Raw genomic sequence first — 12,336 nt, 5'->3', positions numbered from 1 at the left:
CGGAACGGGCTACGGCGTGATGGTCGGTGGGTGGTCCGGGTCCGGGATCCGGTCGCTCCAGCCGCCCGGCACGGTGCGGCCCTGCTGTTCGCGGAAGCGGACCGGGGCCATGCCGACGCGTCGGGCGAACAGGCGGGAGAAGTATGCCGGGTCGTCGTACCCGACGCGGCGTGCGACAGCGGCGACGGGCAGGTCGCCGGTGGCCAGGAGTTCCTTGGCGCGGCCGAGCCGGATGCCGAGGAGGTAGTCCTTCGGGCTGCACCCGGCTCCCCGCCGCACCGCGGTGCGCAGCTCGGCGGGTGTCATCCCGTGCCGGGCGGCGTGCTCGGCGACCGAGAACGGCTGGAAGGCGTCCCGGGCCAGGGCCCGCAGCACGGGGTCGCCGTCGGGGCTGACGTCGGCGCGCGCCCGGCGCAGGGCGACGAGGAGTTCGTGGACGGCCGCGCCGGTCTCCACCTCCAGCAGCGGATTGCCGCGCCGGGCCGCCCGGACCATCCGGCCGACGGCGGCACGCGGCGCCGCGGTGTCGGCGAGCGGGACGAGGGGGCGGTCCGGTTCGATGTAGCCGAGTTCGGTGTACGTGGTGGTGGCGGGCCCGCTGAAGTCGACGAAGCTCTCGTCCCAGCCGGTGACCGGGTCGGCGCCGTAGTGGTGCGGGGTGCCGGGGGTCAGCCAGATCAGGCTGGGGGCGGTGACGGGGACCCGCCGCCCGTCCGGTCCCGCGAACCATCCGCTGCCCGCGTTGATGACGACGGCCACGTGGTGGTCCAGGGTGCGGGGACCGACGGTGGGCAGCGTGCCGTGCTGCAGGCCCACCCCCAGGCAGACCAGTCCGAGGCGGTGGTGGAGCGGGCTCGGGGTGAAGAAGCGCATCCAGGTGTGGTACATCGGCCCTCGCTCCTCCGTTCGTGACCGTGCGACGTGCGGCGTCCTGCGCGGCGCCGTGTACGACGTCATGTGTGGCGCCGTGTACGACGTCATGTGTGGCACCGCGTACGAGGCCACGCGTGGCGCTGTGCGCGGCGCCGTGTGCTGCGTCCAAACAGCAGTGATCTTTGTCCATGGACCGGCCGCACGCCAGGGGGCGAGGCTGGGCCGTGACATTCCTCCCGGGTTCGTCCGCTCCGTCACACGCCGCGTTCGGCTCGTACCGGACCGCGCGGCGCGGCGTTCACGGGACCGCGCGCACAGGAGAGAACGAGCACGATGGCTGACTTCACCGTGGGGGACGACCACTTCCGGATCGACGGAAAGCCCGTACGGCTGCTGTCGGGGGCCCTGCACTACTTCCGGGTGCACGAGGCACAGTGGGAGCACCGGCTCTCGACGCTGCGGGCGATGGGTCTGAACTGTGTCGAGACGTATGTGCCGTGGAACCTCCATGAGCCTCGGCCCGGTGAGTTCCGGGACGTCGGGGCGCTCGGCCGCTTCCTGGACGCGGCGCACCGGGCCGGTCTGTGGGCGATCGTGCGCCCGGGGCCGTACATCTGCGCGGAGTGGGAGAACGGCGGGCTTCCGGCGTGGGTGACGGGGCGGTTCGGCCGGCGGGTGCGGACCCGGGACGCGGGCTGGCTGGAGGCGGTGGAGCGGTGGTTCGCCGAGCTGCTGCCGCAGGTGGCCCAGCGGCAGATCGACCGGGGCGGTCCGGTGATCATGGTGCAGGCGGAGAACGAGTACGGCAGTTACGGCAGCGACGCCGTCTACCTGAGCCGGATCGCGGCGATGCTCGGTGAGTCCGGCGTGAGTGTTCCGCTGTTCACCTCCGACGGGCCGGAGGACCACATGCTCACCGGTGGTTCGGTGCCCGGTCTGCTCGCCACGGCGAACTTCGGTTCGGGGGCGCGTGAGGCGTTCCGGGTGCTGCGCCGTCATCAGCCCGAGGGCCCGCTGATGTGTATGGAGTTCTGGTGCGGCTGGTTCGAGCACTGGGGCTCGCCGCCCGTCGTACGGGATCCGGCGCGGGCCGCCGACGCGCTGCGGGAGATCCTGGAGTGCGGGGCTTCGGTGAACATCTACATGGCGCACGGGGGGACGAACTTCGCCGGCTGGGCGGGCGCGAACCGTTCCGGGCCGCTCCAGGACGAGGGCCTGCTGCCGACGGTGACGTCGTACGACTACGACGCGCCGATCGACGAGTACGGGCGGCCCACGGAGAAGTTCCGCCTGTTCCGGGACCTTCTCGCCCCGTACGCGGACGGGCCGCTGCCCCCGTTGCCGCCGGAGCCGGCCGGGCTGGCGCCGGTCCGGGCCGAGCTGACCGAGTGGGCGCCGCTGGCCGAGGTGCTGGAGGCGCTGGGTGACGAGGAGCGGGCGGAGCCGGGGGTGCCGCCCACGTTCGAGGAGCTGGGGGTCGACCGGGGTCTGGTGCGGTACCGGGTCGCGGTCCCGGGGCCACGACGGCCGTACACCCTGGGTGTTGCGGGCCTGCGGGACCGGGCGCTGGTGTATGTGGACGGGGTCCGCAGGGGTGTGCTGAGCGAGGAGGACCGCACGCTGCCTGAGCCGGTGGCCGGGCCGGCCGAGGTGGAGTTGTGGGTGGAGTCGCTGGGCCGGGTCAACTACGGGCCGCGCCTCGGTGAGCCGAAGGGCATCACCGGAGGTGTGCTGCATGAGCGCCAGTACCTGCACGGGGTGCGGGCACGGGCGCTGCGGCTCGACGCGTTCGAGGAGCCGGGTGCGGTGGCGGGCGTTCCGTTCGTGCCGGTCGACGGGTCGGGGGGCAGGGGGCTCTACCGGGGCACGTTCCAGGTCGCCGATGTGTCGGGCACCGGGCATGCGGGGCTAGAACTGCCGGGCTGGACCCGTGGGTTCGTCTGGGTGAACGGCTTCTGCCTCGGGCGTTACTGGTCGGCGGGCCCGCAGCGGACGCTGTATGTGCCGGGTCCGGTGCTGCGGGACGGTGCGAACGAGGTGTGGGTGCTGGAGGTGGAGGGTGCGGCGGCGCCGTATGTGCTGCTGGGGCCGGGTGTGCCTGCGCGGGCGGGCGTCCGGGCGGACGCGGACGTCTGACGCGGCGTCTGACGGGTGGTGCCCGCCCCGGTCTACAGTGGTGAGGAGCTGAGCGTCGCGAAGTGAGTGGGGGTGGGGGACGTGCCGGACAGCCCCCGGGGAAGCCCGGTGGTGCATGGTTTCCCGCATCTGGCCACCGTTCACCGGGCGATCACCGCGCTGTACCGCCGCCTGTCGTACGACGGGGTCCGCCGCTTCGCCCCGAGTCTCGCTCCCGTCGACGCGGCGTTCGCCGACGCGGACGACCTGCATCTCGGTACGCAGCGGGTGGCTCGGGCGGTGGTGCGGCATCTGCGGCTGCCGGATGCCCGGATGGTTGTGGCGTTCTGCGCGATGGAGCACGCGGGGAGTGTCGAACTCGCGGCGGGGCCGGAGTACTTCGTCGAGCTGAACGACCGGTTCCGTACCCATCGCAGGGACATCGGTGCCGCGTTGTCGCACGAGGTCACGCATGTGCTGCTGCACCGGCTGGGGCTGGAGTTCCCGGGGACGCGTGACAACGAGATCCTCACCGACACCGCGGCGGCCTATCTGGGGGCGGGGTGGCTGCTGCTGGACGCGTTCCGGGACGACGCGGTGTCGAGTCAGAAGCTCGGCTATCTGACCCCGGAGGAGTTCGGGTATGTGCTGGCCAAGCGGGCGTTCGTGTTCGACGAGGATCCCTCGCCGTGGTTCACCAGCCCACAGGCGTACTCCGCGTACACCAAGGGGCGGGAGCAGGCCCTGCGCGAGAGTGCGCAGCCGCCGCTGACGGCCGCGGGCTGGGTGGGCCGGCGCCGTTATGCCAGGGACCGGCGGTACGCCCAGGACAATCCCCCGGCGGTCACGGTCCCGGGTGCCGGTGTTCCGTACGCCTTCGAGTCCGGTGGGGACGGGCTGCGGGTCGCGTTCCCCTGTCCGACCTGCCATCAGCGCAACAGGGTTCCGGTGCGCGGCCGGGTGCGGGCGCGGTGTGCGCTGTGCCGGACGGTGCTGGACTGCACGACCTGAGGGGCGGCCACGGGCAAGGGGCCCTGGCGCGTGGCGTATTACAGTCGAAATATGACAGAAGATCCGATGGCGGCGGCAGAGGGCGGGCCGAGCCTGTTCGATGCGTTGTACGAGGGTGAGAACGCCGTCGTACGACTGCTCCGTGCCGGTGTGTCCGCCGAGTCGGTGGACGGGGACGGTGCGAGTGCGCTCTATCTCGCGGCTGTTTCGGACCGGCCGGGGGTGGTGCGGCTACTCCTGGCGGCGGGTGCCGATCCCGACCGGGCGTGCGGTCCCGAGAGGGGCGATCTGCCGTTGTGCGGGGCGGCGTGCGGCGGTCATACGGAGGTGGTCGAGACGCTGCTGGCGGCCGGGGCGCGGCCTGATCTGCCCGAGCAGTTCGGGTTCACGGCGCTGCGGTGGGCGGTGGGGCTCGGTCATGCGCGGACCGCCGAGGTGCTGCTGGCGTACGGTGCCGACGCGTGTCTGCCGGGACCGGAGGGCGAGTCGCCACTGCTGCTCGCCGCGCGCCGGGGCTCTCTGCCGACGGTCCGGGTGCTGTTGCGGCACGGTGCGGGGGCGGTGGAGGGCGCGGTGGAAGAGGCTCTCGGCGAGACGCGGCGGATGCTGGGCACCGACCTGGAGCAGGAGATGCGGTCGGGGCTGCGGGAGTTGTACGGATACGAGAACGGCGACGGCGACGGCGACCGTGGGGCGTACGAGGTCGTGGTGGGCCGGGCCGTCATCGACGGCGGGGAGACGCTGACCGTCGAACTGGTCCGGGACGGGCGGCCGTTCGCGGGCCGGGACCAGCAGACCGGGCATGGCGCGATCGCCACGGTGCTGGAGGGGGAGCTGGGCGTACGCGCCTCCTTCGAGGAACTGGCGCGGCGGGCTCTGCTCTCCGGCGGCCCGGAGCTGGAGAACTGGCGGACGTCGGCCGAGGCGCTGGGCGAGCGCGGCGGGGAGGAGACCCGTCAGGCGGCGACCGCGTGGTGCGTGTCGGACGATCCGTCGCGGCGGGCGTTCGGCGCGGAGGTGCTGAGACGGCTGGGTGCGCCCGTGCCGCCTCTTGCGGGGGCGCTGCCGCCGTACCCCCGCTCCCCGGTCGCCGGGGAGGCTTGAGTTCGTGGTCCGGCACGGGCCCGCCCGGCGCCCTCCGGCACACACAAGCCCGCCCGGCGTCGAGGAGGCGGCGCCCGGGGCGAACCCGGTTGCCGCTCCGTCCTCGATCACCGGACGGGCTGAGGTGACGCTCCGCCGTCAAGCGCCGGACGGGCCGAGGTGTGACCGGTTACGCCGCGCGACGGCCCCGCGCGGGCGCGCCGCCCCGCCCGCCGCCGGAGCGGCCCGTGCCGCCGCCGCCACCGCGCGAGGCGCCGCCGGTACCGGAACCGCGCGAGGTGCCGCCGGAACCCGTGCCCCGGGATGTGCCGCCCGCGCCCTGCGCACCGCTGCCACCGGCGCCCGCGGCCCCACCGGAGCCGCCACGCCGGCCCCGGCCGCGGCCGCCCGAGCGGAACCCGCCGGCGGAGCCGGTACCCGTGCCCCCGCCGGACCGCGTGCGCGGCTTCGGCTGGGTGGGCTGCGGGACCTCGATCACGATCGCGATGCCGGACGGTTCGCGTGCCCCGGTGATCCGGGTGAGCTCCTCGTCGCTGGACTTGATCCGGGTGGTGCGCGGCGCGATGCCCGCGTCCTGCATCAGCCGGGTCATCTCCCGCTTCTCCTCGGGCAGCACCAGTGTGACGACACTGCCGGACTCCCCGGCGCGGGCCGTGCGTCCGCCGCGGTGGAGGTAGTCCTTGTGGTCGGTGGGCGGGTCCACGTTGACGACCAGGTCGAGGTCGTCGACGTGGATGCCGCGGGCCGCCACGTTCGTCGCGACGAGGACGGTGACCTCACCGGTCTTGAACTGGTCCAGGGTCCGGTTGCGCTGTGGCTGGGAGCGCCCGCCGTGCAGCGCGGAGGCCCGTACCCCGCTGGCGAGCAGCCGCTTGGCGAAGCGGTCGGCTGCGCGCTTGGTGTCGACGAACATGATCACGCGGCCCTCACGGGCGGCGATCTTCGTGGCGACGGCCTTCTTGTCGGTCTCGTCGATCACATGGAGCACATGGTGCTCCATGGTGGTGACGGCGCCGGCGGACGGGTCGACCGAGTGCACGACGGGGTCGGTCAGGAACATCTTGACCAGCCGGTCGATGTTCTTGTCCAGCGTCGCGGAGAACAGCATCCGCTGCCCGTCGTCCCGGACCTGCTTGAGCAGGGCGACGACCTGCGGCATGAACCCCATGTCGGCCATCTGGTCGGCCTCGTCGAGGACGGTGATCGCGACGTCGTCCAGGCGGCAGTCGCCACGCTCGATGAGGTCCTTGAGGCGGCCTGGCGTGGCGACGAGCACCTCGGCGCCCCGGCGCAGGGTGCCGGACTGCTTGCTGATCGACATGCCGCCGACGACGGTGGCCATCCGCAGGTTGACGGCGGTGGCGTACGGCGTCAGGGCGTCGGTGACCTGCTGGGCGAGCTCGCGGGTCGGGACGAGGACGAGTGCCAGCGGTGCCTTGGGCTCGGAGCGGCGTCCGGCGGTGCGGGCCAGCAGTGCGAGGCCGAAGGCGAGGGTCTTGCCTGACCCGGTGCGGCCGCGGCCGAGGATGTCCCGGCCTGCGAGCGAGTTCGGCAGGGTGGCGCCCTGGATCGGGAAGGGGTCGGTGACGCCCTGCGCGGCAAGGGTTTTCAGCAGGGCGGCGGGCATGTCCAGCTCGGCGAACGCCTCGACGGCGGGCAGCGCGGGGGTCATGGTTTCGGGCAGGGCGAACTCACCCTGCGGCGGCGTGGCCCTGCGACGGGGTGACGCCTTGCCGGATCCCTTGCCGGAACCCTGTGCGGTTGCCTGTGCCTGGGCCGTGCCACGCCCCCTCGACGGGCGATTGCGGGCGGGACGGTCCTGACGTTCGGAGCGGGTCATACGGAATTGCCCTCCTGGGGATTCCTGGGGAACTACGTGGGACTGCGGGGACTTGCTGGGACCTGCCGGGGGCGGCGGGAGAGTTCCGGGGCTGCGCGGACATGCGGACGGACCGCTGGACGTGGCGCGCGGTTCTCCCGGGACGCCCGGGGTGCTTCGTCGCACCCGGTACCGGACGCCGAACGGCGCCCGGTCTTTGCGTTACTTCCCAGGGACAGCACAAGCCGGGACCCGCACCTTCACGGTGCGGGCCCCGGCTGCGAGGTACGCGTCCGGCAATTAGGCCGGGACGATGTTCTCCGCCTGCGGGCCCTTCTGGCCCTGCGTGACGTCGAAGGAGACCTTCTGGCCCTCCTGGAGCTCACGGAAGCCCTGGGTGGCGATGTTGGAGTAGTGGGCGAAGACGTCGGCGCCGCCGCCGTCCTGCTCGATGAAGCCGAAGCCCTTTTCCGAGTTGAACCACTTCACGGTTCCAGTAGCCATGTCATTCTCCTAAACAGGTGCAGTGCCGGAAATCCGCACTTTACGAATTCCAAGTCGCCGCATTGAGCCCCACCCGGAGAAAGCCGGAAAACATTAAAGCGCCTGAAGAAGCATTCTCGTCAGGCGCACATAAAGTTCATGGGTACCAAAACTGCAACCGGATCACCGTAGCACGATCTGCCGACCAGCGGTGGGACACGCCGCGCCGTCGGCCGACGATTTACGGGCGAACCCATGGGGCGTCCGGCCCAAAGACGTATCGAAACCCTCCGGACCCGTTGCCGGCCGAAGTCAGCGGCGCGGGGCAATGCCGTCCAGGACCATCGAGAGGTACTGGCGGGCGATCTCCTCGGGGCTGTGCCGCCCGCCCGGCCGGTACCAGGACGCGGCGACCCAGACGGTGTCGCGGACGAACCGGTAGGTGAGGCGGATGTCGAGATCGGCCCGGAAGGTCCGGTCGGCGACACCGCGCTCCAGCGTGCCGAGCCATGCCTTCTCGAACTTCTCCTGGGACTCGACGAGGTACTGGAACCGGGGCTGGGCGGCCAGATGCCGGGCCTCCTTCTGGTAGATGGCGACGGCGGCGCGGTGCCGGTCGATCTCCCGGAAGGACTCGGTGACGAGTGCCTCGATGGTCTCCCTGGGGCCGAGCCCGGCGTCGAGGACGGCGTCGTACCCCTCCCAGAGCTCGCCCAGGAAGGTGGAGAGGATCTCGTCGAGCATCGATTCCTTGGAATCGAAGTGGTAGTAGAGGCTGCCCGCGAGCATGCCGGCCGCGTCCGCGATCCTGCGGACGGTCGTGGCGTTGTATCCCTGGGCGGCGAACACCTCGGCGGCGGTGGCGAGCAGTTCGGCACGGCGCTCGGGTGAGGGGGCCGCCTGGGGCTTCTTCTTGGTAGGCACCCGCCCATTCTCCGCCCGGCGGGGCGGAGCCTCGGACGGCCCCGTCGTCCGAGGCGGCTCCCGGGGCCGGGATCAGGGCTCCGTGACCGTCGAACCCTCGTCGTTGCCCCTGCGGACCGTGCGCAGCGGAAGGCCGGGGCGCCAGGACTGGATGAGCAGGGTGTCGCCGCCCTCCAGACCGGTGCGTACCACCTCGGTCAGCTCCACCCGGAAGAGGTGGAAGGGTTCCGGCGGTTTCACCTCGCCGATGAAGCGTGCCAGCACGGCGGGGTCGGTCACCTCGACCGCGCGTCCCGAGATCCGTACGTCCCCGTCGGCCATCTCCGCGTCGGGGCCGGGGTTCGCCTGGACCGCGAAGCGGGGATCGCGGAACAGGTCCAGGGCCTTGCGCGAGTCCGGCATCATGCCGAGGAACGGCTCACCGAGCCGGAACTCCACTTCGAGGCCGGTCACCCGCGGCGATCCGTCCTTGCGTACGGTCGCCAGGACATGGTGCTTGTACTGCTCGAAGCGCCGGCGCACGGTGTCGGCGAATTCCGGTTCGGCGGACCGGAAGTCCGCCCATGTGGATGTGGTCATGCAGACATCGAACCCGGGAATCCCGACATCCTCTGTCCGGATTCTCCAAGCACGGTCGCGGACCACCCGGACGGATGCCGCGGTGGCTGCGGCGTGATGTGCTGGAGGTGGCGGAGGCCGCCGTCCGGGCGGCGGGGAGGGCGCCGCTCCCGCTTCCGAGGTGAGTTCAGATGGCGATCTTCATGAAGGCGTCGATGCCGGGCATGACGAGGGACCAGTACGACGCGCTCAACGCGGAACTCCAGTCACTGCCCGGCGACACGTTCGCGGGCTGTCTCTCGCACGTCTGCGTCACGACCGATGCCGGTATCGAGGTGTACGACCTCTGGGAGTCCCAGGAGGCCATGGACAAGTTCGGCGCGGTGATGATGCCCGTCGCCGAGAAGCAGGGCCTGCCCGCCACGGGTGAACGCCCGGCGGTCTCGCAGGTGCACAACTACTGGGTACCGGGTTCGTGACGCGCCACCGTCACGAGCGCCGCGTATCCCTGCGTCCGCAGCACGCATGACGCCCTGCTCCGCAGCAGCACCGCGTCGTAGCGGGCGAGCCGGATGTCCGTGCCGTCGATGACGGCACCGTCCTCCAGCGCCACGGCCAGTGCCGCCCCGCCCTCCGGTGCCATCAGCCGGAGGGTGCCGCGTGCCACCGCCGTCTCGGCCCGGGTGCGGTCCCTGCGGTACATCACGTTGAGGTTCACGACCGGGCCCGCCAGCAGCCGGCCGTCGGTCTCCAGGTCGCCGGGGAAATCGTGCGGCCAGTACGGCTCGTCGACGATGTGGTGCTCGCCGCCCACCATGAGGTCCATCCCGTCCCCCTCCACCACGGTCAGGGTCCGGTCGACACCCGGGAACACGGAGAACGGCCCGTCCTCGGCCACGTCCGCCAGGCTGACCCGCCAGTCGAAGGCACCGGTCACGGCACCGGGGGACGCGGCGATCTCGCGGGTGGTTCCCCCGCCGTTCCGCCACGCCACCGGGGTACGGCCGGCCGCGCGCAGGATCCGGTACGCCTCGGCGGTCATCAGGGGTCTCCGATCGTCGGTGGTGCGGAGCCCCCGAGCCTGGACCGGTCCCCCGGGTTCGCTATCTTGATCGCCGCCGCCCCCACCGGCCCCTGTTCGTACACCCATGAAGGAGCCGGCCATGGAGGCCGCCGTCACCACGTGCTATCGCCATCCCTCGTACGAGACGTATGTGAGCTGCACCCGTTGTGAGCGGTTCATCTGCCCGGACTGCATGCGCGAGGCGGCCGTCGGCCATCACTGCGTGGAGTGTGTGAAGGAGGGGCAGCGGTCGGTACGCCGGGCACGGACGGTGTTCGGCGGCACGGTTCCCCGCAGCGCGGTGCCGGTCGTCACCTATGTGCTGATGGGCCTGAACATCCTGGCGTACCTGGCCGAGCTGATCCGTCCGGGGGTCGTCGACCGGTTCGCGATGACGGGTGCCGGACTGACGGGTCCGGACGGCGTCCAGTACGTCTACGTCATCGGGGGCGTCCCCGGCTTCGATGTGACCGGTGTGGTGGACGGCGAGTGGTACCGGCTGCTGACCGGGGCCTTCCTGCACATGCCGCCGAACGACGGGTCCACGCTCGGTTCGTTGCCGTTCGGCGTGCTGCACATCGTCTTCAACATGTACGCCCTGTGGAATCTGGGCCGGGTCGTCGAGGAGCAGCTGGGGCGGGTGCGGTATCTCGCGCTGTATCTGCTGTCCGCGCTGGGCGGTTCGGTGCTGGTCTACCTGATCGCGCCGCTCGACACCGTGGTGGGTGCGTCGGGGGCGGTCTTCGGTCTCGCGGCGTCGTTCTACGTCATCAACCGGCGGCTGGGCCGGGACATGCGGGCGGTGAACCGGTTCATGGCCGGGTTCCTGGTCTGGATGCTGATCTCGGCGGCGTTCGCCTCGTGGCAGGCGCATCTGGGCGGGCTGCTGACCGGTGCGGTCGTCACGGTCGTGTACGCGTACGCCCCGGCGCAGCGCCGTACTGCCGTGCAGGCGGCCGGATGTGTGGTGCTGCTCGCCGTGCTGGTGCTGCTGGTGGTCCTGAAGAGTTCGGCGCTCACGGGCTGAGCGGGGCCGGGTGTCCGGTCTGACACGATGACCGCATGCGGAACGATCACTCCGCGCCGGGGGCCGTGCGTTCCGGCGCGCTCTCCCTGGTGCGGCGGCTGCACCCGCTGGACTGGCTGGCGGGCGGGCTGCTCGTGCTGGGGCTGCTCGCCGCGGCGACCGGGCTGCTGCCGTCCGGGCCGGCGGCGGATCAGATGCGGCGTATCGGGCCGCTGCTGGCGTTCCTGGCCACGGTGATCGTGCTGGCGGAACTGGCGGGCCGGGCGCAGGTGTTCGACGTGGTGGCGGCCTGGGTGGCACGGGCGGGCCGGGGGCGTTATCCGCTGCTCTTCGGGCTGTGTGTGGCCTTCGCCTCGCTGACCACGATCACGCTGAATCTGGATACGACCGCGGTCCTGCTCACTCCGGTGATGCTGGCTCTGGGTACGCGGGTGGGTATCGCGGCCCTGCCGTTGGCGATGACGACGGTGTGGCTGGCCAACACGGCGAGTCTGCTGCTGCCGGTGTCGAACCTGACGAATCTGCTGGCGGCGGACCGGGTGGCGCTGTCACCGGCCGGTCTGGCGGCCGTGATGTGGCTGCCGCAGCTGGCCGCGATCGGGGTGACCGCGCTGTGTCTGTGGGTGTTCTACTGGCGCCGCGGCCGTCGTGGCGCGGACCGCTATGTGCCGCCCGCGCTGCCCGTGCCGGGTGATCCGGTGCTGCTGCGGATCTGTTCGGTGGCGTGCGGCGGTTTCCTGCTGGCGATCCTGGTGGTGGACGTTCCGCTGTGGTCGGCCTCGCTGGTCGCGATGGCGGTCGTGGTGGCCGCCTATGCGGTGCGGCGCCGGGAGGAGCTCCGGGTGTCGCTGGTCCCGTGGCGGCTGCTGGTGCTGGTGCCGGGGATGTTCCTGGTCGTGGAGACGGTCAACGCGCACGGGCTGCATGAGCTGCTGGTGCGGGCGCTCGGGACGGACAACGGGTTTTCGGGCATGCTGCGGTCGGCCGGGGTGGGTGCGGGGCTGGCCAATGTGCTGAACAACCTGCCGGCGTATGTGGCGGGTGAGGCGGTGATTCCCGCCGGCAACCACGAACAGCTGCTCGCTCTGCTGATCGGGGTCAACGCGGGGTCCGTCGTCACGCCGTGGGGCTCGCTCGCGACGTTGCTGTGGTTCGAGCGGTGCCGCTGGCAGGGGACCCGGATCGCTGTGCGGCGCTTTGTGCTGACCGGCCTGGTGGTGGCGGTGACCGCGGTGGCGGCCGCCACCTGCGCGCTGGCTCTGGTCACCTGAGAGGGGCCGGGGGCGGTCTGCCCCGGGATGCGCCACGGCGCCTGCCGAATCGTCCGGTCGGGGACGGGCAGGCGCCGCGTTCAGTTCC

General features: G+C 71.8%; 12 protein-coding genes. 6 read left to right on the top strand and 6 right to left on the bottom strand.

Annotated elements, in window-relative coordinates; all coding sequences use genetic code 11:
* Positions 1–9: 9 nt before the first annotated feature.
* Complete coding sequence (locus ACZ4LX_RS03815) at positions 10–888, bottom strand: helix-turn-helix domain-containing protein (RefSeq protein ID WP_467635180.1); 879 nt, start codon at positions 886–888, stop codon at positions 10–12.
* Positions 889–1,206: 318 nt separating this feature from the next.
* On the opposite strand from ACZ4LX_RS03815, the gene ACZ4LX_RS03810 reads away from it, so the two are divergent.
* From ACZ4LX_RS03810 to ACZ4LX_RS03800, 3 genes are all read left to right on the top strand, one after another.
* On the top strand, positions 1,207–3,009 hold the full coding sequence (locus tag ACZ4LX_RS03810) for a glycoside hydrolase family 35 protein (RefSeq protein WP_467635177.1): 1,803 nt from the start codon (positions 1,207–1,209) through the stop codon (positions 3,007–3,009).
* Positions 3,010–3,090: 81 nt separating this feature from the next.
* Complete coding sequence (locus ACZ4LX_RS03805) at positions 3,091–3,999, top strand: hypothetical protein (RefSeq protein WP_467635174.1); 909 nt, start codon at positions 3,091–3,093, stop codon at positions 3,997–3,999.
* Positions 4,000–4,050: 51 nt separating this feature from the next.
* The gene (locus ACZ4LX_RS03800; protein WP_467635171.1) at positions 4,051–5,103 is read left to right on the top strand and encodes an ankyrin repeat domain-containing protein; all 1,053 of its coding nucleotides are present in this window, start codon (positions 4,051–4,053) and stop codon (positions 5,101–5,103) included.
* Between the two features lie 169 nt (positions 5,104–5,272).
* Here ACZ4LX_RS03800 and ACZ4LX_RS03795 read toward each other — a convergent pair whose 3' ends face one another.
* From ACZ4LX_RS03795 to ACZ4LX_RS03780, 4 genes are all read right to left on the bottom strand, one after another.
* Entirely contained in the window at positions 5,273–6,943 is a 1,671-nt protein-coding gene (locus ACZ4LX_RS03795) for a DEAD/DEAH box helicase (protein ID WP_467635168.1), read from the bottom strand.
* A gap of 279 nt (positions 6,944–7,222) precedes the next feature.
* Entirely contained in the window at positions 7,223–7,426 is a 204-nt protein-coding gene (locus ACZ4LX_RS03790; RefSeq protein ID WP_015607926.1) for a cold-shock protein, read from the bottom strand.
* 291 nt (positions 7,427–7,717) lie between these two features.
* The gene (locus ACZ4LX_RS03785; protein ID WP_467635165.1) at positions 7,718–8,329 is read right to left on the bottom strand and encodes a TetR/AcrR family transcriptional regulator; all 612 of its coding nucleotides are present in this window, start codon (positions 8,327–8,329) and stop codon (positions 7,718–7,720) included.
* Positions 8,330–8,401: 72 nt separating this feature from the next.
* Positions 8,402–8,908 carry a pyridoxamine 5'-phosphate oxidase family protein gene (locus tag ACZ4LX_RS03780; protein WP_467635161.1) on the bottom strand — a complete coding sequence of 169 codons (507 nt, stop codon included), beginning with the start codon at positions 8,906–8,908 and terminating at the stop codon, positions 8,402–8,404.
* Between the two features lie 170 nt (positions 8,909–9,078).
* On the opposite strand from ACZ4LX_RS03780, the gene ACZ4LX_RS03775 reads away from it, so the two are divergent.
* Positions 9,079–9,366 carry a hypothetical protein gene (locus tag ACZ4LX_RS03775; protein ID WP_467635158.1) on the top strand — a complete coding sequence of 96 codons (288 nt, stop codon included), beginning with the start codon at positions 9,079–9,081 and terminating at the stop codon, positions 9,364–9,366.
* Here the strand turns inward: ACZ4LX_RS03775 and ACZ4LX_RS03770 are convergent.
* Positions 9,345–9,929: a HutD/Ves family protein gene (locus tag ACZ4LX_RS03770; RefSeq protein WP_467635155.1), complete on the bottom strand. Its 585-nt coding sequence runs from the start codon at positions 9,927–9,929 to the stop codon at positions 9,345–9,347. The genes ACZ4LX_RS03775 and ACZ4LX_RS03770 overlap by 22 nt on opposite strands.
* 121 nt (positions 9,930–10,050) lie before the next feature.
* Between ACZ4LX_RS03770 and ACZ4LX_RS03765 the strand changes: the two genes are divergently transcribed.
* Both ACZ4LX_RS03765 and ACZ4LX_RS03760 read left to right on the top strand, forming a co-directional pair.
* Positions 10,051–10,977 (top strand): rhomboid family intramembrane serine protease, encoded by a 927-nt coding sequence (locus tag ACZ4LX_RS03765; protein ID WP_467635152.1) that lies wholly within the window; start codon positions 10,051–10,053, stop codon positions 10,975–10,977.
* A 35-nt stretch (positions 10,978–11,012) separates the two neighbouring features.
* Positions 11,013–12,248, top strand: a complete 1,236-nt coding sequence (locus tag ACZ4LX_RS03760) for an SLC13 family permease (RefSeq protein WP_467635149.1) — start codon at positions 11,013–11,015, stop codon at positions 12,246–12,248.
* The last annotated feature ends 88 nt before the right edge of the window (positions 12,249–12,336 follow it).

This window comes from Streptomyces sp. NPDC026062 (assembly GCF_055568375.1).
Note: the sequence above shows the minus strand (reverse complement) of the source record. Positions and strands in the feature narration are given on the sequence as shown.